Origin of the sequence: Mycobacterium sp. SMC-15 (assembly GCF_045310925.1) — a bacterium.
Lineage (GTDB): Bacteria > Actinomycetota > Actinomycetes > Mycobacteriales > Mycobacteriaceae > Mycobacterium.
The window spans coordinates 17436-38497 of record NZ_JBJIAJ010000002.1; the positions used below are offsets into that span (position 1 = coordinate 17436).

General features: G+C 67.1%; 20 protein-coding genes. 7 read left to right on the top strand and 13 right to left on the bottom strand.

What is annotated here, in order from left to right; genetic code table 11:
• The first annotated feature begins 17 nt into the window (after positions 1–17).
• Positions 18–818: a DUF1906 domain-containing protein gene (locus tag ACJH71_RS03175; RefSeq protein WP_406756598.1), complete on the top strand. Its 801-nt coding sequence runs from the start codon at positions 18–20 to the stop codon at positions 816–818.
• Positions 815–1546 (top strand): hypothetical protein, encoded by a 732-nt coding sequence (locus tag ACJH71_RS03180; RefSeq protein WP_406756599.1) that lies wholly within the window; start codon positions 815–817, stop codon positions 1544–1546. The genes ACJH71_RS03175 and ACJH71_RS03180 overlap by 4 nt, the downstream gene beginning before the upstream one ends.
• Here the strand turns inward: ACJH71_RS03180 and ACJH71_RS03185 are convergent.
• Both ACJH71_RS03185 and ACJH71_RS03190 read right to left on the bottom strand, forming a co-directional pair.
• Positions 1496–2113 carry a TetR family transcriptional regulator gene (locus ACJH71_RS03185; RefSeq protein WP_406756600.1) on the bottom strand — a complete coding sequence of 206 codons (618 nt, stop codon included), beginning with the start codon at positions 2111–2113 and terminating at the stop codon, positions 1496–1498. The two genes, ACJH71_RS03180 and ACJH71_RS03185, sit on opposite strands and share 51 nt — an antisense overlap.
• Positions 2094–2933, bottom strand: coding sequence for an SDR family NAD(P)-dependent oxidoreductase (locus ACJH71_RS03190; RefSeq protein ID WP_406756601.1), 840 nt, complete (start codon positions 2931–2933; stop codon positions 2094–2096). Before ACJH71_RS03190 ends, ACJH71_RS03185 begins: the two co-directional genes overlap by 20 nt.
• 120 nt (positions 2934–3053) lie before the next feature.
• Between ACJH71_RS03190 and ACJH71_RS03195 the strand changes: the two genes are divergently transcribed.
• From ACJH71_RS03195 to ACJH71_RS03215, 5 genes are all read left to right on the top strand, one after another.
• Positions 3054–3920: an LLM class F420-dependent oxidoreductase gene (locus tag ACJH71_RS03195; protein ID WP_406756602.1), complete on the top strand. Its 867-nt coding sequence runs from the start codon at positions 3054–3056 to the stop codon at positions 3918–3920.
• The gene (locus ACJH71_RS03200; RefSeq protein ID WP_406756603.1) at positions 3917–4411 is read left to right on the top strand and encodes a nuclear transport factor 2 family protein; all 495 of its coding nucleotides are present in this window, start codon (positions 3917–3919) and stop codon (positions 4409–4411) included. Before ACJH71_RS03195 ends, ACJH71_RS03200 begins: the two co-directional genes overlap by 4 nt.
• Positions 4411–5187, top strand: a complete 777-nt coding sequence (locus ACJH71_RS03205) for an SDR family NAD(P)-dependent oxidoreductase (RefSeq protein WP_406756604.1) — start codon at positions 4411–4413, stop codon at positions 5185–5187. Before ACJH71_RS03200 ends, ACJH71_RS03205 begins: the two co-directional genes overlap by 1 nt.
• Before the next feature lie 90 nt (positions 5188–5277).
• Positions 5278–6510 (top strand): acyl-CoA dehydrogenase family protein, encoded by a 1233-nt coding sequence (locus tag ACJH71_RS03210; protein ID WP_406756605.1) that lies wholly within the window; start codon positions 5278–5280, stop codon positions 6508–6510.
• Complete coding sequence (locus ACJH71_RS03215) at positions 6510–7634, top strand: acyl-CoA dehydrogenase family protein (RefSeq protein WP_406756606.1); 1125 nt, start codon at positions 6510–6512, stop codon at positions 7632–7634. Before ACJH71_RS03210 ends, ACJH71_RS03215 begins: the two co-directional genes overlap by 1 nt.
• 9 nt (positions 7635–7643) lie before the next feature.
• Here the strand turns inward: ACJH71_RS03215 and ACJH71_RS03220 are convergent, their stop codons facing one another.
• The 11 genes from ACJH71_RS03220 to ACJH71_RS03270 all read right to left on the bottom strand — a co-directional run bounded on the left by ACJH71_RS03220 (position 7644) and on the right by ACJH71_RS03270 (position 20982).
• Positions 7644–7961 carry a DUF732 domain-containing protein gene (locus ACJH71_RS03220; RefSeq protein ID WP_406756607.1) on the bottom strand — a complete coding sequence of 106 codons (318 nt, stop codon included), beginning with the start codon at positions 7959–7961 and terminating at the stop codon, positions 7644–7646.
• A gap of 56 nt (positions 7962–8017) precedes the next feature.
• Entirely contained in the window at positions 8018–9193 is a 1176-nt protein-coding gene (locus tag ACJH71_RS03225; protein WP_406756608.1) for a sodium-dependent bicarbonate transport family permease, read from the bottom strand.
• A 51-nt stretch (positions 9194–9244) separates the two neighbouring features.
• The gene (locus tag ACJH71_RS03230) at positions 9245–10570 is read right to left on the bottom strand and encodes a PPE family protein (protein ID WP_406756609.1); all 1326 of its coding nucleotides are present in this window, start codon (positions 10568–10570) and stop codon (positions 9245–9247) included.
• A gap of 68 nt (positions 10571–10638) precedes the next feature.
• Positions 10639–11907 carry a PPE family protein gene (locus ACJH71_RS03235; protein WP_406756610.1) on the bottom strand — a complete coding sequence of 423 codons (1269 nt, stop codon included), beginning with the start codon at positions 11905–11907 and terminating at the stop codon, positions 10639–10641.
• Between the two features lie 475 nt (positions 11908–12382).
• Entirely contained in the window at positions 12383–13411 is a 1029-nt protein-coding gene (locus tag ACJH71_RS03240; protein WP_406756611.1) for a fused (3R)-hydroxyacyl-ACP dehydratase subunits HadA/HadB, read from the bottom strand.
• Positions 13412–13462: 51 nt separating this feature from the next.
• Positions 13463–15136: a thiol reductant ABC exporter subunit CydC gene (cydC, locus tag ACJH71_RS03245; protein WP_406756612.1), complete on the bottom strand. Its 1674-nt coding sequence runs from the start codon at positions 15134–15136 to the stop codon at positions 13463–13465.
• Positions 15123–16736 (bottom strand): thiol reductant ABC exporter subunit CydD, encoded by a 1614-nt coding sequence (gene cydD / locus ACJH71_RS03250; RefSeq protein ID WP_406756613.1) that lies wholly within the window; start codon positions 16734–16736, stop codon positions 15123–15125. The genes cydC and cydD overlap by 14 nt, the downstream gene beginning before the upstream one ends.
• Before the next feature lie 56 nt (positions 16737–16792).
• Positions 16793–17836 (bottom strand): cytochrome d ubiquinol oxidase subunit II, encoded by a 1044-nt coding sequence (cydB, locus tag ACJH71_RS03255; protein WP_406756614.1) that lies wholly within the window; start codon positions 17834–17836, stop codon positions 16793–16795.
• A 20-nt stretch (positions 17837–17856) separates the two neighbouring features.
• Positions 17857–19326, bottom strand: coding sequence for a cytochrome ubiquinol oxidase subunit I (locus ACJH71_RS03260; RefSeq protein ID WP_406756615.1), 1470 nt, complete (start codon positions 19324–19326; stop codon positions 17857–17859).
• Positions 19327–19468: 142 nt separating this feature from the next.
• On the bottom strand, positions 19469–20293 hold the full coding sequence (locus tag ACJH71_RS03265; RefSeq protein ID WP_406756616.1) for a class I SAM-dependent methyltransferase: 825 nt from the start codon (positions 20291–20293) through the stop codon (positions 19469–19471).
• Positions 20294–20409: 116 nt separating this feature from the next.
• Positions 20410–20982 carry a TetR/AcrR family transcriptional regulator gene (locus tag ACJH71_RS03270; protein WP_406756617.1) on the bottom strand — a complete coding sequence of 191 codons (573 nt, stop codon included), beginning with the start codon at positions 20980–20982 and terminating at the stop codon, positions 20410–20412.
• Positions 20983–21062: the final 80 nt, after the last annotated feature.

A 21062-nucleotide genomic window follows, 5' to 3' on the forward strand; every position in this document is an offset into this window, starting at 1 on the left:
CGGTACCCTTGCCAGTTGTGACGCGTTCCGCTTCGCGGCGCGACGTGCTCAGGTATGCCGCGTTACTCGGCCCGGCACTGGCCCTGCCCGGCGCCCTCGGGGCGACGGTCGGCGCTGCGCGGGCCGGTGCGGACGGGCTGCAGGTCATCGATTTCGCCCACCGGCTGGTGTCGCCCGAACAGATCAGGGCCGCCGGATTCGACGGGGCGCTGGTCTACGTCTCCGAGCTCCGGCCGGGCGCCACCTTCGACTTCAAGCCCGTCACCCGCGACTATGCCGATGGGCTCCGCGCCGCTGGGCTGCAGGTCGCCAGCTGCTACCAGTACGGCAAGCCAGGCTGGACGCAGTCGCCATCGGACTTCACCAGGGGCTACGACGGCGGTGTGGCCGATGCGCAGACGGCGCTTCGGCTGCATGCCGCGGCCGGTGGACCGCCGTCGGCGCCGATCTTCTTCAGCGTCGATGAGGATATCGACGCCGCAACATGGAAGAACGTGGCGGTCAAATGGTTTCGCGGGATCAATTCCGTACTGGGTGTTGACCGCACGGGAATCTACGGTGGTGCCCGGCAATGCACCTGGGCGATCAACGACGATGTGATCGGGAAATCGACCAGCCCGGGTCACCGGTGGGCATGGCAGACCAGGGCATGGTCGCACGGAGACCGTGAAACGGCAGCCGTACTCTTCCAACGAGAAATCGTTACCGCGACCGAGCCGGGTTTCGTCATCGACGGCGCGCACGTGGACGTCAACGACGTCCTCGCCGCGGACTTCGGTCAGTGGGACCTCACCCGACAACAGGGGGAACTTTCGTGATCGGCACATCCTGGGACGCACCACGAGTGGCCCGGTGGTCCGGCATACTCGGCGTCATCCTGCCCGCGACCACGTTGCTGGCCTACCCGATCTGGTCATTCCCGGGGACGCGAACGCAGTCGATCGACGTGGCGCGGTGGGCCGCGGCTCACCACGACCGGTTGGTCGTGGCGATGGCGCTCAATACCGTCGGCGTCGCGCTCTTGTTCGTCTTCGGCGCCGCGGTGTGGGCGTATCTACGGGATCGCGTTCCCATGAAATCGATCCTTCCGACCTGTTTCGCCGCGGGATTCATCGGCTGCCTGACCCTGCTGCTCAGCGGGTTCACCGCCTTTGACCTCCTGCTGTACCGGCGCCGCAGTGCCGACGCGGCGTCAATGCTCTACGACCTGACGTTCGGACTGCTGGCCATGTCGGGGATGCCCCTGGTAGTGGCGCTGGGCGCGTTCGTGATCTCGGTGTACGCCCGGCAGGCGTTGCCCGCGTACGCCGGGCACCTCGCGCTCGCCGCGGCGGTGGTCCATCCGGCGCTGCTTCTGACGTTCGTCTTCCGCACCGGCCCGCTGTCGCTGGAGGGATTCGCGATCACCGCAATGCCGGCGTTCTTGTTCGCGTGGATCCTCGGGACCGCGCTGGCGATGCCACACTCCAGCGACAGCGCCACCGCGAGTCCGGCGTCAGCGCAGCGGCGCGGGCCCGGCGTGCGCACCACTACGCCAGGGCGCTAGCAGCAGCTCGCAGGCGCGCCGCATGTCGCGTTCGGCCTGCGCAGGGGTCGTTTCACCCATCACCGCCCAAGACAAGATCCCGTAGGCGCACTGCTCCACCAGGAGCGCCAGCTGGGTATCGGGCGGTGTGGGCCGGGAGATCCCGGCGACGGCCAAGATGTTGGCGCGCAGATCGAAGTCTCCGGGTGCAGTCGATTCGGATCGCCGGGCATTGACCGAGGTGATCATCGCGCGTGCCAGCCGCGGCCGCGCGAGCATCGATCGGCAGAGCCCAACCATGAGATCGGTGACGTCAGTTGCCGGACAGCCCGTCAGCGGGTGCGAAGGACCGGCGGTCTGGGTGTAGTGCAACAACAAGGCGCTGAACAAGTGATGCTTGGTGGGGTAGTAGCGGTAGACGGTCGCGATCGACACCGCTGATTGATCGGCCACATCCTGCATCCGGACGGCCTCCAAGCCGTCGCGGGAACCGAGTCGGGCGGCGGTGGCAAGGATGCGCTCGCAGCGTTGTCGTTGGGCGGGCGTGCTGGGGGTGGCGGCTTCGCGCTCAACTGGCGGGCGGGGCACCGGTGCCTCGGGCGGCCGCTGCGAGCAACTTCTGCATCAGCCGATGCGAGGCGAGCACCGCTTCGGCCCGATCTGCGGTGGCGTGCAAAGCGGGGCTGTCGGCGTGGGCCGAGATGACGTGCACCGGTCCCCGGGAGAGCTGGTCGAGGCCTTCACGGGCGACATCGGCCGGATCGGACACCCGCAGCCCCGGCACGTCGAAGTTGAGGCCGGCCCGTGCCATGGCCGGCGTCCTGGTCACCCCGAGCACCAATTCCAGGACGTGCACGTTGTGGTCGCGCAACTCCAACCACAGGCCCTCGGTGTAGATCCGGCTGAATGCTTTCGCGCCCCCGTAGACGGTCTGCCGTGCCGAACCGAGATACCCGGTCAGCGACCCGACCAACAGCAGACCACCGCGCTGCCGGACCCGCATCGGCCTGGCGAAATGGTGGATCAGCGCCAACGGTGTCCGCACGTTCAGGTCGAGGACGCGCTCGAAGGCAGCCAGATCGCCGTCGAGGAACTCAGCGCTGTGGGTGTTGGCACCCGCGTTGTAGATCAGCAGACCCACCTCGACGTCGGACGTCGCCTCGCTGATCCGCGTGACGGCATCGGCGGCGGTCAGATCCAGAGCGAGCGCCCGGACGTCGACACCGCGGGCCCGGCACCGATCCGCGGTGTCGCGCAACGGGTCTGACTTGCGAGCGATCAGGACCAGATTGATACCGGCCGCGGCCAGCTGGGACGCGAACTCGGCGCCGACACCTTCCGAGCCTCCAGCGATCACAGCCCAGGGGCCGTACTGCTGCGCCCATTCGGGTTGATCATCGCTGGACAAGAGACACCTCCGTAACTAAAATTCATTCTAGTTTTCTCAAACGAGGCTACCTCACCCCCGCGGCGCAACGGAAGGCGCAGAGTCGATGCGATACAACGGTCCCCGGATTCGGCCCCGCTGATGCGGCTCGGTTTGGCCACGCCGGTCGTCATTCAGATCCCTGGCGTGGCATCGAGCTGGGAAGCCGAGGCCAATGTTGACGACCTTGGCCAGATCGCCTCGGCCGCCGACGAACTCGGGTTCGCCTACCTCACCTGTTCGGAACATGTCGCGGTTCCCGCCGAGGCCGCGGCCGGCCGCGGGGTGACCTACTGGGATCCGTTGGCCACCTTGTCGTTTCTGGCCGCCCGCACCCATTCGATTCGATTGGTGACATCGGTTGTGGTGCTGGGCTATCACCATCCGTTGGAGATCGCCAAATGCTACGGGACCCTGGACCGGCTCAGCGGTGGTCGGCTGACCTTGGGTGTCGGGGTGGGGTCGCTGCGGGAAGAGTTCGACCTGCTCGGTTGCGCGTGGGAAGACCGCGGCGCCCGGGCCGATGACGCGATGATGGCGTTGCGGGCGTCGCTGTCGACCACCCGCCCCGCCTATCACGGCGCCTTTTACGGGTTCGACTCGATGATCGTGCAGCCCTGCGCCGTGCAACAGCGGGTGCCGATCTGGGTGGGTGGACGCACCCGGCGTTCGCTTCGCCGGGCGGTGGGCCTGGGTGACGGCTGGACACCATTCGGCCTCACCATCGACGAACTGGTGAAACACCTTGACGCGGTTGACTTGCCGGACGAGTTCGCAGTCGTCTTGTCGACGCCCCCGCTGGATCCGATCGGCGCCCCCCAGCAAGCCCTCGATCGGATCGGCAGATTGACCGGCGTCGGCGCGACCGATATCAGCTGCGTGATCTCGGCCCGTTCGGCGGCGCACTTCCGCGACCAGCTGAGCGCACTTGCCGAGCTGGCCGACCTGCCGCGTCCGGGGCGACGATGAGCGAACAGCGGTTGGCTGACCTAGAGCGGCGTCTGCAGCAGATCGAGGACGAGCGCGCGATCGAGCGGCTGATCGCGTCCTATGGACCGCTGGTGGACGCCGGTGACCCCGAATCGACCGCCGCGCTGTGGCATCACGACGGTGTCTACGACGTCGAGAACTGGCTGATGAGCGGCCGCGAGCAGATTGCGGCCATGGTGCGCTCGCGTGGCCACCAGGATCTGATCGCTCGAGGTTGTACGCACTTTCTGGGCCCGGCGGTGGTCACCGTGACCGGCGACGAAGCGGTCGCGGTGTGTGAGTCGACGCTGCTGGTCAAACAGGGCAGCGAGTTTCGCGTCGCGCGGGGCGGCGCCAACTACTTTCACCTCAAGCGGGTGGCCGACTCGCCCGGGCAGTGGCAGATCGTCAAGCGGATCACCCGGATGCTCGACGGCGCCGCCCAGAGTCGGGAGTTGTTGACCGACGGCATAGCCGGACGAATCCGATGATGCCGGTTCTGAGTGGGAGAACCGCCCTGATCACCGGCGCGGGCGCCGGCATCGGCGAGGGGATCGCCCGACGATTCGCCGAAGAGGGCGCGCATGTCGTGGTCGCCGAGCTCGACGAAGAGTCTGGGCGTAGCGTGGCCGCGTCGGTCGACGGGCTCTATGTGCCGATGGACGCAGCAGATCGAGCAAGCGTCGAAAACGCTGTGGCGGAAACAATTGCGTCATACGGGTCGATCGACATCCTGGTCAACAACGCATGGGGTGGTGGTGCGCTCGGCCGTGTCGAGCACAAGACCGATGCCCAGCTCACCGGGGCACTCGCTGTCGGATACATGGGCCCCTTCTGGGCTATGCGAGCCGCTCACGCCGACATGAAGGACCGCGGCTGGGGTCGAATTATCAACATGTGCAGCCTCAATGGAGTCAACGCCCACATCGGGACCCTGGAATACAACGCCGCCAAAGAAGCGCTGCGTGCCCTGACCAGAACCGCCGCTCGTGAATGGGCGCCGAACGGCATCACCGTCAACGCGATCTGCCCAGCGGCCAAGAGCAAGCAGTTCTACCAGGCGATGAGTGAGCACCCCGAACTGGAACCGTTGGCCGACGCGATGAATCCGATGGGACGTATGGGCGATCCGTACGAGGACATCGCACCGATTGCGGTGTTCCTGGCCGCCGACTCATCCCGGTATCTCACCGGCAACACACTTTTCGTCGACGGCGGAAGCCACATCAACGGCGTGGCCTGGGCGCCGAGCCTGCCAGACAGTTAGCTGCCGCGAGGTAGCCGGAACCGTCCTTCACTACTCGGCGGCTAGACTGCGCGCAAAAGCGTCTATCCGCCGGCACGGCAGGGGAGATTAATGGATCTGCGGTGGTCGGAGGAAGACCGGGCATTTCAAGCCGAGGTACGGGATTTTCTCGACCAGAAGCTGACACCGGAGCTGCGCCGAGCGGGCCGGCTGATGACCAGCGTGTACGCCGACCACGAGGCCAGCATGGCGTGGCAGGCGATTCTGCACGAGCGGGGTTGGGCGGCGCCCGCGTGGCCGGTGGAGCATGGCGGCTGCGATTGGAGCCTCACCCAGCACTACATCTTCAGTCGCGAGTCGACCCTCGCCGGCGCGCCGTCCCTGTCACCCATGGGAATCCGGATGGTCGCGCACGCGATCGTCCGGTACGGCACGGACGCACAGAAGGACTACTTCCTGCCCCGGATCCTCACCGGCGAGGTGTTCTTCTGCCAGGGGTACTCCGAGCCGGAGGCCGGATCGGACTTGGCGGCCTTGTCGATGGCGGCCACTGTCGACGGCGACGACCTGGTCTGCACCGGCAGCAAGATCTGGACCACCCACGCCGGTGAGGCGAACTGGATGTTCGCGCTGGTGCGCACGTCCCGGACCGGTAAGAAGCAGCAGGGCATCACGTTCTTGCTGATCGACATGACCTCTCCCGGTATCGAGATTCGGCCGCTGGTGATGACTTCCGGCGAAGAGATCCAGAACCAGGTGTTCTTCGACGAGGTGCGGGTCCCCAAGGCCAACGTCATCGGGGAGATCGACAGCGGCTGGACGGTCGCGAAATATCTGCTCGAGTTCGAGCGCGGCGGCGGCGCGGTGGCGCCGGGCCTGCAGGTGGTGGCCGAGGAGGTTGCCACGGCTGCCAAGAATCAGCCGGGGCCCGGCGGCGGCAAGCTTGCCGACGACGACGCCTTCATGCGCAAGCTGGCCGACGCGCGGATTCGCGCCGAGGTGTTGGAGATCCTGGAATACCAGGTGCTCACCGCCGTCGCGCAGGGGCGCAATCCCGGGGCGTCGTCGTCGATGCTCAAGATCTTGGGCACCGAGCTGAGCCAGGAACTGACGGCGCTGGCGTTGGAGGCGGCCGGGCCGCGTGGGCGGATCTACCAGCCGCACGTCACCGCGCCCGGCGGGCCGATCGCCGACTACCAGCCTCCCGCCGACGGGTATGCGTCTGGCGAACCGTGGCAGGCGGTGGCCCCGCTGCGCTACTTCAACGACCGGGCCGGATCGATCTACGCCGGCAGCAACGAAATTCAGCGGAATATTCTGGCCAAGGCGGCATTGGGGCTCTAATGGACTTCAACATGAACAACGAGCAGCAGATGCTGCGTGACGGCATCACCAAGTTCCTCGCCGCACGCTACGACCTCGAGACGAGCCGCGCGGCAGCCAAGACCGGCGCCGGCTGGCAGCCCGAGATCTGGCGCGCCTTCGCTGGCGAACTGGGCATTCTGGGTGCGACGTTCCCCGAAGAGTTCGACGGAATCGGCGGCGGTGCTGTCGAACTCATGGTCATCACCGAAGCGCTCGGGCACGCGCTGGTGATCGAACCCTATGTCGACACCGTCGTCGTCGCGGGCGGACTGCTGCGCCGCTCCGGCAGCTCGGTCGCAGCCGGTGTGCTCAAGGAGCTCGTGGCCGGTACCGCGGTAGCGGCATTGGCTGCAGCGGAACCGGATTCAGCAGACCGTTGGCAGGACGCGAAAACCCTGGCGCGCCCCGATGGTGACGGTTGGGTGTTGAACGGCTCGAAGATCATGGCCGTGGCGGCACCCCTGGCAACGCATCTGCTGGTCACCGCGCGTATCGAGGGCGAGGATGGAATCTCGTTGTTCCTCACCGACGCCGACGCTGCGGGCATCACGCTGCACCCGTATCGGACCATCGACGACCGGAGCGCGGCCGACGTCACCTTCACCGATCTGCGGCTTGGCGCGGATGCGTTGCTGGGTGAGCGGGGCGGGGCCTGGCCCTCGTTGGCGCAGGCCCGCGACGAGGGTGCCGCGGCGATCTGCTCCGAAGCGGTTGGCTGTATGCGAAAAGTCCTGGCGGACACCGTCGAATACTGCAAGCAGCGTCAGCAGTTCGGGCAGCCCATCGGCAGCTTCCAGGTTCTCCAGCACCGCATGGTCGACATGTTGATGGAGGTCGAGCAGTCGGCCGCCGCGGTCTACCTGGCGATCCTCAATCTCGAGGCCGACGAAGCGACCCGTGCCCGTGCGGTGTCGGCGGGCAAGGCCACCATCGGCCGGGCGGCCCGATTCGTCGGCCAAGAGGCGGTGCAGCTGCACGGTGGTATGGGCATGACCGAGGAGTTGGCGATCGGCCACTACTTCAAGCGGCTCACCGCTATTCAATACGAGTTTGGAAGCACCGACTCGCACCTCGCCCGCTACGCGGAGCTGACCAAGGCGTAGTTGGGTCGGCTACTTCTTCAAGTGCTGCGGGCAGTAAGCGTTCGCGGCCGCCGCTGCGAACTGCGAAGCGGCGTCCATGGTCAGCCCGGGGTTGTCGGCCGTGAGTTGTTTGACGACCTGCAATCCCGTCTCGCCGTTGTTCGCCATGCTGCAGACGGCATGACCGGCCACAATGGCCTGATCGCTACTGGCGAAGGTAAGTCCCACGGCTCTTACCGCAGTCAGGAAGGCGGCGTCGCCGCCGCCCCCCGCATCGGGATCCGCGTACGCCGGTGCGGCACAACCGATGACGGCGGCTACGCCCAAGATCGATAACACGCTGCGCATGCTGTTCCTCCTACTCTTCACTCGACTGCCTGAGGTTTCCATGCTCTGCAATCCCTCTACTGCGACGTGATGAGACGGGCGATCTCGATGTAGAGCGGGATGCCGATGGTGACGTTGTAGGCGAACGTCAGACCCAGCGATGCGGCCAGCGGCAAGCTGGGGCTGGCTTCCGGAATCGCCAGCCGCTGGATCGCCGGCACGGCGATGTACGACGCCGCGCCGCACAGCACGGCGAACAGGACGTAGGTGCCCAGCTGGAAGTGGATGCCGGTCAGCTGCGAATAGGTGTGTGCCACAAACAGGCCCAGGGTCGCGAACAGGTTGGGAACCAGCAGGCCGAAGAGGATGAAGCCACGGCCGGCCGTTTTCAGGTCCTTCAGCTTGCGCGCGGCGGTCAGGCCCATCTCGAGCAGGAAGAGACACAGGACGCCCTGGAACGCGGTGACGAAGACCGGGTCGTCGACACCGGTGACCTTCGAGCCCTGCAAACCGCTGATGAAGCCGATCGCGATACCACCGAGCAGCAGGCAGATGCCCGGGTTGAGGAAGACCTCCCGCACCAGTTCCCGGCTGATCAGCCGTCCGTTGGAGGTCACTTCGGTCCCCGCGCGACGCTCGAGGCTGGTCTCGATGGCCAGGCCGCCGGTGGGGTCGCCGGCCTGGGTGGCGCCGACGGCTGCCGGGACAGAATCGGCCGGCACCGTGTAGCCCGGCTCGTGAGGCATGTTTCCGGCAGCGTCCATCCCCCGGTGCCGCAACCGGGCGACCAGGAACAGTGCCACCAAGCAGCCGGGGATCTCCATGATCGCCAGCATCACCGGCATGTAGGCGTCGAAGGCCATGCCGATGGTGGCGAGCACGCCCATGCAGGTGGCGAAGGTTCCGGCCGAATCGGAGCCGTAGTACCCGGCGACCGTTGCGCGGTCGACTTCGCGCATCTTCGTGAGGTATTTCAGCAGCACATAGGCGATCGTGCCGATCAGGAAGTTCAGGACGAAGCCGGTGAGCATGAATCCGAGGATTCCGCCGATCTGCGAGATGTCGATGCCGGCGAGCTCCTCGCCGCCGTGCCAACCGATGGCCAGCAACAGGTACATCGTCAGACCCTGATACACCGCGTTCGGAAACTCGAACGGCACCTTGGCCAGCGCGAGAAGGAAGCCGAAGTAGAAGAACAGCAACAGTGGCTTGAACAGGTTATGCGTGAAGTTCTGCCAGAACTCGAGAAGCATGACTCTCTCTTTCGGGGAAGGTAGGGGAGGGTTCGGCGCCGCTGGTAGGCGTCAGCTGAGGGGGGTTGCGGCCTTCTTGGCGCCCTTGAGGTGTACGGCGTGAACGCCGGGCTTGCGGGACAGCTCTTCAAGCAGTTCGTCGAGTCCGGCCTGGTCGACGTTCCAGTGCTGGACCGCCTCGGGCTGGCTCTGCAGCTTGGCGATCACCGCGTCGAGCTTGACGGGAGTCTTCGCCTTGCCACCCTGGATCCGGATGCGACCGGTGCCCGCGGTAGCGGTGCGGGGGCGGGCACTTCCCAGGGCTCCGCCGGCCATGCTGCCCAGCGCAGCCTGGTTGAGCAGGCCGCCGGCCATCCCCGAGGCGGGGGCGGCAGCCAGGGCTGCGGCGGGGGCGCCGGTGGCCGCCAGCCGGATCGCCGGGCTGGCAGAGGCCCAGCTCGGCGGGACGGACAGGTTGCCGACCAGGTTCGCCTCGGACATGGTGGCCGACACCGACGAGGTCAGGCCGGCCACGCCTCCCATCCGCAGCCCGGCGCCGAGGCCGCTGAGCGGCAGGCCCTCGAAAACCCGGCCTACCGGGGTTCCGAACTTGAGGAAGTTCTGGATGGGGAAGTTGGTCAGCAGCGAAATGTCGTTGAACGGCGTGGTCAGCCCCGCCGGACCCTTCAGAGCCGCGAACACCGACGCGAAGTTGGCCGGAGCACTCGGATTGCCGGTCAGCTGGATGAGCGCGTTGTTGACGAAGTTGTTGTACTGGGTGGCCAGGTTGCCCAGGAAATCCATGATCGAGTTGCCGCCCGAGGTGGCTGCCGCCGACCCCGCGTTGGCCGCCGACGTGGCTTCGGCGGTCCCGGTGGTGGTCTGTGGTGGCTCGGTGAACGCGGTGGTCTTGGTTGCCGCGGCGGCCGATGCGGCGTAGGTCTGCATGGCGGCGGCGTCCTGCGCCCACATCTCCAGGTACTGGGCTTCGTTGGCCGCGATGGCGGCGAGATTCTGGCCCAGGAAGTTCGTGGCGTACAGCATTTGGTTCTGGGTGCGGTTGGCCGTAACGACTTCCGGCGGAACGGTCGCCGCGTGCGCTGCTTCGTAGGCGGTGGCTGCGGCCTGCGCCTGCGTGGCCGCCTGAGCCGCGGTGGCCGCGGTGGTCGACATCCAGGCGGTGAAGGGCTGGGCGGCGGCCGTCATCGCCGCTGCCGACGGACCGGTCCACGATTCACTGGCGAGCGAGTCGAGCACGGCGTTGTATTCAGATGCGGCGGTGCTTAATTCGCTGGCAAGACGCCCCCACGCCGTGGCGGCGGCAACAAGCGACGCGGATCCGGGCCCGGCGTACATCTTGGCCGAGGTGACCTCTGGCGGGATCAAAGAAAAGTACATTTCGACACCCTTATCTGGTCGCGTGCGACTGGGTCGGCTGGGGGAGGCCATGTTTCGTCATCGCTGGGTCACTCATCCAGTGCCGGAATGACGATGATGGTGGCGGCCGCGGGATCGGCCTCACCGGGCGGAATGGGGCCGAAGGCATCGGACCCGCCGCTGTTGCGCAGCGAACGGGTTGCCGCGCCGACAGTTTGGGTGGCGGTGGTGCCCATACCGCGGCCCAGCAGGCTGGACAGTGCCATCTCACCGAACATGGCGTCTTGACCGGCTACCGCAGCCATCGGAGCGGCCTCCAGTGCCGCCGGCAAGGACGAAGCCATGCTGACCAGCTTGGTCGCCGGCGCTGCGACCGCCCAGGAAGCAGGTACCGACAACTTCCCGACGGTCGCGGCGTTGCCCAGCACGCCGGTCGCACTGGTCAGGCTTGCCGCCGGTAGTGCCGTTTGTGCGAGAGGTGCCAGCGGCAACAGCGCTCCGGTAATGGCTTTCGGGCCGGCGAAGAACGACTGCGCAGCCATCCCGTTCATGATCCACGAGTACATCTGTCCGAACGCCAGCCAATAGCCGCCGGGGATTGTCGACCAGCCGAGAGGGGTCGTGGCCCCGGTCAGTGTGCTGAAGATCAAGTTCCAGTTGTCCAGGAATGAACCCGATGTTGTCGCCGCCGCGGTCCCCACCGGGTTGGAGGCCAACGACTGCAGTGCCTGGGGCATCGCGTTGAGCATCTGGGAAACCTGCTGCGCGATATTGGAAGCCGTCGAGTTTCCGGTTGCTTCTGCCGCTGCCGCCGCCTGATTGGCCGCACCGGTCGGATTGGTGGTCTCCGGGGGCTGGTTGAACGGTGTGAGCTGTGTTGCCGCTGCGGCCGATCCGGCGTAGCCGTACATGGCCCCGGCGTCCTGCGCCCACATCTCCGCGTAGTGAATCTCAGTGGCCGCGATCGCCGGCGTGTTCTGTCCGAGGAAGTTCGTCGCGATCAGGGTTGCCAGCTGCGTCCGGTTCGCCGCGACCACCGGCGGTGGCACCGTGGCGGCGAAGGCGGCCTCGTAGGCCGCGGCCGCGGCACGGGCTTGGTTGGCCGAGAGCTCTGCCTGCGTCGCGGTCGTGCTCATCCACGTCACGTAGGGCTCTGCTGCGGCGGCCATCGTGGTGGACGACGGCCCTGACCATTCCCCCGTGAGGCTCGAGACCACGGACTCGTAGGCCGAAGCCGCAGAACCCAATTCCGCCGCGAGTGCGTCCCAAGCCGAAGCGGCCGCCAGCAGGGGGCCGGAGCCCGCACCTGCGTACATCCGGCCGGAGTTCATCTCCGGTGGCAATGCAGCAAAATCCATCTCGGGTGACTCCTTACGTCACGCGTCCTGACTGCCGACGCTTGAAAACTCGCCATCGAAACCCAAACCCTAGACGGCCGTTGTCTATTCGAGGTTCCTGCGATGTAAACAGCGTGCGACCATTTTCAGTTAATAGTGGTACCAGTAGATCTTTGAAAACTGTTGTGAGGCAGCTGTCATCAAGCTATCCGCAGCGATTACCCGCTTACATCAAGCTTTTGACGGTCTTTATGCCGTTAATTCCAAACGGGAGAAATCGCAGCCGGTTTCGAGTTTTCCGGCTACGCCATCAGCCGGATTGCCGAAGCCGGTCCACGCCTCTTCGTTCGGGCGGAATTCTCTTCACAATCGTCATCTCAGTCGACTGATAGTACGCAGGGGTTGCTGGAAACTACCTGTATGCGAACTGGGTCTTCGCTGTCGCTGTGCTGCTGGCGGACTGTCAGGCTTGCGGTCGCCCGTACTCGGGCAGAGGTCAGCGGAAGCGGACGTGCATGGTCGCGAGGCCGAAGATCTTCCGGTTCTCGGACTTCGCGGCGACCAAGATGATACCGCTACGCGTGTCAGCGTCCAGCGACTTGATCCGGCCGCTGAATTCGATGTCGGAGCCTTCCTTGGCGGACACGATCGCGGGTGCGGACAGTCGTACGGCGTAGCGAGTGACGGCACCCGGGTCGCCGGTCCAGGAGGAGGCGAAGCCCGCGCCCAGGCCCATGGTGAGCATGCCGTGCGCGATCACGTCGGGCAGGCCGGCCAGCTTGGCGATGTCCTCGTCCCAGTGGATGGGGTTGGCGTCGCCGGCGACACCGGCGTAGTTCACCAGGTCGCCCCGGGACAGTCGGGTGTGATGCACCGGCAGGGCGTCGCCGACCTTCACCTCGTCGAAGGAAGGTGTCGCCGGGGTGCGGGTCAGGCCCCCCTCGGATATCCGGATCTCGCCTGCGGGCCGCACTGTTTTTTCATAGCGGGCGGCCGATTCGCCGACATCGAGGATGTTGACGTCGTGCATCATCGCGCGCTGCACGGCGGTCTTGACTTCCGGGCCGATGTCCTCGGCGGTGACACCGACCACGGTGGTGTGCAGGGTGTGCACCACTTCCCCCGCCGTGTCGGTGAAGGTGTTGGTGACGGTGATCAGGTCGCGGCCGGCGATCCGGCGTACCGAGGTCAGCTCGACGTCGATGGTCAGTTCGTCGCCGTCCACGATTGGACGGTGCTGCTCGAAGACCTCTTCGGTCTGCATGTAGGTGTCGTAGCCGACGACGACGGATTCGAACATGCGCCGGTTGCACGCCATGCCCGGGGTTGAGGTGAACGTCAACGGCGCCACCAGGCCCGAGTAGCCCATCTCGGCGGCTGCGGCGACGTCCCAATGCGCGGGGTGATAGTCCTGCACGGCGCGCGCGTACTCGCGGACCTTCTCGCGGCCCACCAGGTAGGTGCCGTCCATCTGGTAGTAGTGGCCGACCCGGGCTTCCAACGCGGACGTCTCTGCTGCGGTCATGAGTTGACTCAACCGTTCTGTCGGCTGGTTGCGGAAGCCGACTAAAGCACCCTAGCGGGTCTCCGCCATCGGCTCAGCGGGGATCACGAGCGCGGCGTAGCCGGGCGCTGCGCCGTCGCCGGGCAGGTGATGGGTGGCCACCACCACCGTCCGATCGGCTCCGAACAGCCCGCGCGCGGCCAAGACGGCCCGCAGCAGGTCGTCCGCGTCGGTGGCGTCGAGGTGCTCGGTGGGTTCGTCGAGCAGCACGATCCGGGCCGGCGAGAGCAGGGCCCGGGCCAGTAACAGGCGCCGCCGCTGCCCCGCTGACAGTGCTTCGGCGCCGCCGGCCAGCACGGTGGCCAAACCGTCCGGAAGACCAGCCAGCCACTGCCCGAGCCCCACCCGGCTCAATGCGCTGACCAGCTCGTCGTCGCGGCAATCGCCCCGCGCCACCAGCAGATTGTCCCGGACTGTGGTCGCGAAGACGTGTGCGTCTTCGGCGAAGAAACTGATCGCGGATCGCAGGTCGGCTTCGGAAAGCTCCTGCAGTACGGTCCCGCCGACGGAAACCTGACCGGTCAGCGGTGCCAGCAGGCCGGCCAGGGTCATCAGCAGCGTGGTCTTGCCGGCTCCGCTGGGGCCGGTGATGGCCAGCCGGTCCCCGGGCGCCAGCTCAAGTTGCACGCGCACGGACTGATCCCGTCGATATCCGGACCGCAGATCGGCGCGCAGTGGCGGCGTGGTGGCCGAATCCGGCCGCAGGACTGCCGGTGTGTCCGCAGTCACGGGATCATCCGGGGCCAGGTCGATCAGCCGCCGCGCCGCGATCCGTGCACGGGTCAGGGCGACGGCGGCGCCCGGCAGTGCTGTGGTCGCCTCGAACGCGGACAGCGGCAACAACATCAGAATTGCCACGGTGGTAGGTGCCACGGCATCGGCCAGCCCGATCCCGGCTACCACGGCGCCCAGCACACTGAACCCGATCGCGGCGGTGGGCAGCGCAGCGGCGATCGCGGCCGGTTCGGCGGCCCCGTCCAGGGCTGCGCCCCACGCCCGCTGGCGGCGTTGGGATTCGCCGATGACGGCGGGAAGCCGCCCGGCGATCCGCAGCTCAGGGGCGTGGTCGAGTGCGTCCATGGCTGCGACGTCACGCTCTGCGAGGTGGTCGCGGGCCGTGTGTTCCTGCGCCGCGGCGGCCCGCGCGGCCAGCCACGGCGCCACCACACCCGCAGCCAGCAGGCAGACCGCCAGGACCATCGCTGCCGCCGGCGAGATCACCGCGATCACCGAGGTGGCGACCATGCCCAGCACCGCCGCGACCCCGATCGGCAGCAGGGCACGTACCAGGACGTCTGCCAGCGCGTCGATGTCGGCGCCCATCCGCGCCACCAATTCACCACTGTGCAACCGCACCGCGTTCTGCACCGGGCCACGGGCCAGTCGCCGGTAGAGCTGTCCGCGGGCGGTGCCCGCGGCCCGCAGCGCCGCGTCGTGACTCACCAGCCGCTCGCAGTAGTGCAGTACGCCGCGCGAGATCGCGAATGCCCGCACCGCCACCACCGCGATCGACAGGTCCAGCACCGGCGGCATCTGCCAGGCCCGAGTGATCAGCCAGGCCGAGATCGCGGCCAACGCGAGCGCACTGCACAGCGACAACGTCCCGAGCAGGCCGGCCAACAGCAGCCGGGGCAGGCGCGGGCGCAGCAGCCCGACGGCCTCCCGTAGCGGATCAGGCCGGCGCATGATCTGCGGCTCCCACGCTGTGCACGGTGACGACCTGGTCGCCGATCGCCAGCACCGGTGTTCGGTGGCCCACCACCACGACCGTCGCTCCGGTGCGCGCGCGTCGCACCAGCTCGGCCAGGACCCGTCGTTCGGTGGCGGCGTCCAGGTGGGCTGTCGGTTCGTCGAGCAACAGCACCGGCGCTGTCGAGCCCAGCGCTCGCGCCAGCCCCAGCCGCTGCCGCTGCCCCAATGACAAGCCGACACCACCGCGACCCAGCCTGGTGTGAAGCCCGTCCGGCAGCCCAGCGATCACGTCATCGAAACCTGCTGCGGCGCAAGCAGTATCGGTGTCGATGAGATCGCCGAACAATGCGAGGTTGTCCGCCACCGTGCCCGGGATCAGCGCCGGACGCTGTGGCAGCCAGGACAATTGGGCCCACCATGCCGGCTGGTCGAGGGCGGCGATGTCGACCCCGGCCACCGTGATGCGTCCGGAATCGGAGGCGGTGAGGCCGGCGATCGCCGCCAGCGTGGTGCTCTTGCCGGCGCCGTTGGCTCCGGTCAGCACGGTGACCTGGCCGGGTTCGATCACTGCGGTCAGGCCGGCCGGCGCGGCGCCGTCTCGGCCGGCGACGCTGAGCCGATCGAGGTGAATCCGGGCACCACGTGCGGCAACCGTGCGGGTTCCCGGTGCTTGGCGAGCCGGTTCACCGATCAGCGCAAAGGCCTTCTCGGCGGCGGCGCGCCCATCCTGGGCCGCGTGAAACTCCACCCCGATCCGGCGCAGCGGCCAATACACGTCGGGCACCAGCAGCAACACCGTCAGCCCGGCGGTCAAGGTCATCTCGCCGAACACCAGGCGCAGGCCGATGCTGACGGCCACCACCGCCACGCTCAGCGTGGCCAGCAACTCGAGCACCAGCGCCGACAGGAACGCGATCCGCAGGGTGGCCATCGTCGACCGGCGCTGCGCGTCGGACAGTTCGGCGATACGGCGCTCCGGCCCGGCCGCCCGCCCCAGGGCACGCAGGGTCGGGATGCCGGCGATCAGGTCCAGCAGCCGGGCCTGCAAGGTTGTCATGGCCGCCAGGGCCGCCGCCGAACGATCCGCGGTGGCCAGGCCGATCAGCACCATGAACACCGGGATCAGCGGCAACGTGATCATCACGAGCACCGCCGCGCGCCGGTCGTAGCAGGCGATCACCAGCACGGTCACCGGGGTCAGGATCGCCGCCAGCAGGAGTGCGGGCAGGTAGGCGGTGAAGTAGGGGCGCAGTCCGTCCAGTCCCCGGGTGACGACGGTTGCGGCGGCGTCCCGTTCGGTGGCCAGCCGGCGGGGGGAGCGCGCGGTGATCGCGGTCAGCACCTGTCCGCTCAGCTCGGCGATCACCGCGCTGGCTCCGCGCTGGCCCAGGCGTGCCTGCAGCCAGTGCGCCAGGGTGCGCACCGTCCACAACAGCGCGAGTGCCGCCAGCAGCGGTGACCAGTGCGCGATGCTGCGTGTCGACGGTTCGGTGATCACGTGAGACACGATGTCGGCCAACACGATCGCGGACCCGATTGCGCAGGCCGAGATCACCACCCCGCAGCCCACCATGGCCAGCAGAAAGCGGCGCACCGCCGTCGATGCCTGCCAAAGCCGCGGGTCCAGCGGCGCCCGAGCTCCCCGGGCGCTCAGGACGGCTGCCTCGCCAACCCGATGGACGGCGGAATCTGATCCGCTGAGATCCGTTGCCGGAACACCCAGTACGTCCAGCCCTGGTACACCATCGCCAGCGGGGCGAAGATCACCGCGGCCCAGGTCATGATCTTCAAGGTGTACGGGGTGGACGAGGCGTTGTAGATCGTCAGGCTCCACTGCGGATCCAAAGTGGAAGGCAACAGGGCCGGATACAGGGCGCCGAACAACAATACGACCACCGCCGCGACGACGGCGGCGCTGCAGGCGAATGCCCAGCCGTCGGACACCCGGCGCCACACCAGCGCCACCGCCGCCACCTGCGCCACCACCGCGACGCCCAGTACCGGCCACGTCCACCCGGTGCCGTAGGCGAGTTGGGTCCACACCCCGAAGCCGCCGACCAGCGCGGTCACCGGTAGCGCCAGCCGGATCGCGAAGCGGTGCGCGTCGTCGCGGATCGCCCCGGAGGTCTTCAACGCGGTGAAGACCGCGCCGTAGAACAGGAACAGTCCGCCGGTGGCCAGACCACCCAACAGGGTGTAGGCGTTGATCACGTCGCTGAACGCCAGGCGGACATGGTGGTCGGCGTCTACCGGCAGGCCTCGGACCAGGACCGCGAACGCCACCCCCCACAGAATCGCCGGCAACCAGGAACCGGCGGCGATGCCGAAGTCCGCCCAGGCTCGCCACTTCGGGTCGTCGACCTTGCCGCGCCACTCGATGGCGACGGCCCGCACGATCATGCCGAACAGGATGGCCAGCAGCGGCAGGTACAGCGCCGAGAACACCGTGGCATACCAGCCCGGGAACGCGGCGAACATCGCGCCGCCGGCGGTGATCAACCAGACCTCGTTGCCGTCCCAGACCGGGCCGATGGTGTTCAGCGCGGCACGTCGGTGCGCCTCCGCTGAATCAGGGGCGCTGACGCGGCCGAACGGTGCCATCAACATCCCCACCCCGAAGTCGAAGCCCTCCAAGACGAAGAATCCGAGAAACAGCACCGCGACCAGTACGAACCACACCTGTTGTAGGTCCATCGCGATGACCTCCTTCTGCGTCAGTAGGCGAACGACAGTGGTGCCACGTCGTTCTCGCCGGGCGGCGCCGGCGGAGCGGGTTCGGCGTCGTGCTCCAGTGGTCCCTCGGCCACGTAGCGTCTGATCAGCCAGAACCAGATCACCGCGAGCACCGCATAAACCAGGGTGAACATCACCAGCGAGGTGACCACCACACCCACGCTGTTTCCCGACACGCCCTCGGCGACGGTCAGCCGTACATTCGGGTCCCCGGTCGGGTTGGGGACGACAACCCAAGGCTGGCGGCCCATTTCGGTGAAGACCCAGCCGGCGCTGTTGGCCAGGAACGGGGTGGGGATGGTCAGCAGGGCCAGCCAGGAGAACCAGCGCTGGTTCGGGATCCCCCCGCGGCGGGTCAACCACAGCGCGGCAAGCGCGAACAGCACCGGCAACAGCAGCAGGCCGATCATCGCGCGGAACGACCAGTACGTGACGAACAGGTTCGGCCGGTAGTCGCCGGGGCCGAACTTCTGCTCGTAGTGCTGCTGGATGTCGCGGACCCCGTCGAGCCGAACGCCGGTGAATCGGCCCTCGGCCAGGAACGGCAGCACGTAGGGCACCTCGATCACCCGGGTCAGGTGGTCGCAGTTGTTCTGCCGTCCGACGGTCAAGACCGAGAAGCTCGGGTCGGTGGCGGTGTCGCACAACGATTCCGCCGACGCCATCTTCATCGGTTGCTGGACGAACATCAGCTTGCCCTGTATGTCGCCGGTAAAGAACAGTCCCACCGCGGCGACCAGTGCGACGAGGCTCCCGAGGATGGTCGCCGGCCGGTACAGGGTGGCCGCGTCACTGCCGGCGGTCTGCGGGGCGCCGTCGGCACGGGACCGGACCATCCACCAGGCGCTGACCGCGGCGACGAACGTCCCGGCCGTCAAGAACGCGCCGGCAACCGCGTGCGACAGGGCGGCCTGGGCGGTGTTGTTGGTGAACAGCGCCATGATGCTGTCCAATTCGGCGCGCTTGGTCTCCGGATTGAAGTGAGCGCCGACCGGGTGCTGCATGAAGGAGTTGGCGGCGATGATGAAGAACGCCGACACGTTGGTGGCGATGGCGACAACCCAGATGCACGCCAGGTGCACCACCCGCGGCAATCGGCTCCAGCCGAAGATCCACAGCCCGATGAAGGTGGACTCGAAGAAGAAGGCGGCCAGTCCCTCCATCGCCAGCGGTGCGCCGAATACGTCGCCGACGAACCGTGAGTACTCGCTCCAGTTCATGCCGAACTGGAATTCCTGCACGATCCCGGTGGCGACCCCCAGCGCGAAGTTGATCAGGAACAGCTTGCCGAAGAACTTCGTCAGCCGATACCAGGCGACGTTGTCGGTGAGCACCCACACCGTCTGCATGACCGCGACCAATGGGGCCAAACCTATGGTCAGCGGCACAAATATGAAGTGATAGACGGTGGTGATTCCGAACTGCCACCGCGATACGTCGACAACATCCATGGGCGATCTCCCGGAGCTGCGGAGCCGATGCTACGACCGAGTGTAGTAGTTGCGTCGCGTCGGCACTAGAGGTCAATTTGACCTGCGGTTATCGCGCGGCCGGCGGGGGAAGTGTCGATGGCCGAACGTCAGCCGGATGAGCTCACGTCGGGTTCCCCAAGCGGAACAGGTTGAACCGGTAGGAGTTCACGACCTTGGGCAGAATTCGTGCCAGCGCCGGCAGGCCGTAGCGATAGCGCCACGGCAGCGAAGCGGCCAATTCAGGCTGTGGGGACGCCATGGTGAGGCTTTCCTGTAGCTCCATGCCCCAGGTGTTGAGTTCACGCGGGTCGTCGCAGACCCACTTCATCCGGGCGGTCACCGCTCGCATCGCTCCGTTGCGGTGCTGGTTCTCGATCATCGTGCGGCCGCCGGTGTCGAGGATGAGTTGCGATCCCGGGAATCGGTTGGCCAGATTGCCAATGGCACCGCGCGTTTGGTCTTTGGGGAAGTACAGCAGTACGGCCTCGGCGACGAAGAGGTAGGGCCCCGGGGCGCCGGCCACGGCGTCGAACCAATCGATGTCTAGGACGGAGCCGGCCAGCATGGTGCGACGGTCGGTGTCGGCGAAGTAGCGACGGCGCAGCTTGATGGTGTCGGGCAGGTCCAGGTCGAACCAGCGCAGACTGCCGTTGTCGACTCGTTCGAAGCGGGTGTTGAGCCCCGTGCCGATCTCAATGATGGTGCCGGCGGGATGATCGCGCAGAAACTGGCGGACCCAGACGTCGAAGATCGCAGTGCGCAGAACCGAGCCCGGCAGCGAACCGCCACGAAAACGCGTGAAGTCGTAGTCCAGATCGTTCACCAGCTCCGCGGCGCGCGCGTCATGGAGTATCGAATGCCTCTCCGCGTTGTCGCGTGCGCGTCCGTACAGCGGGATCAGCAGGGTTTCTTGTACCTCACCGAGGTCGGGTTGGACCTTGCCCATTAGTCACCTCACGAAGCCGCCCCGTAATTTCCCGCCAGACTAGCCACGTTCGCCCCCGCCCGGGGGTTCGTCCGCGCGTCCGTCATGTCATCGACACGCTGGTCCTGCCGGCGGGGCTAGGGCGCCAGTGTCACGCCGCGCTCGAAGATCCGCGTGAGTGTCGGCACGATGCTGTGGCGCGGCACCGTGCCCCGCGCTGCCTCGCTGCAGGCCTTGACCAACAGGCCGAACAGTGCCACCCGAATCCATTCCGCGCTGATGTCGGGATCGAAGACGCCTTCGTGTTGGCCGCGAACGATGAGGTCGAGGATCGGCGCCGAGTTCGGCAGGTTCTCGGCCGGGATGTCGCGAAGCACCGCGGGGTCGGCGAACAAGAACACGATCCGATCGCCCTCCGGGGCGAGTGTGGTGATCACGCGTCGCATCGCGTCGAGCGCCGGACCCTCAGCGGTCGCCGCGGCCGCCAGGATGTCGCTGATGACCCGGATCGAATCCAGAGTGGTCTCGTAGATCAGCCGATCCCGGTCGCTGAAGTAACGGTGCAGGGTGGAGCGGGCGACCTGAGCGGCCGCGGCGATCTCCGGCAGCGTGGCAGTGCGGTCGCGGGCCAGTACCGACGCCGTCGCGTCCAGGATGGCTGCCCGGGTGCGGGATTGTGCACCGGTGAGTTCCTGGGACTGCTCGTTCACGATTCCCATGATAGCCACAGCATAGTCCCGTAATGAGATGTTGACGTCTCATTACGGGACGTTTAGCATCCCTAATCAGC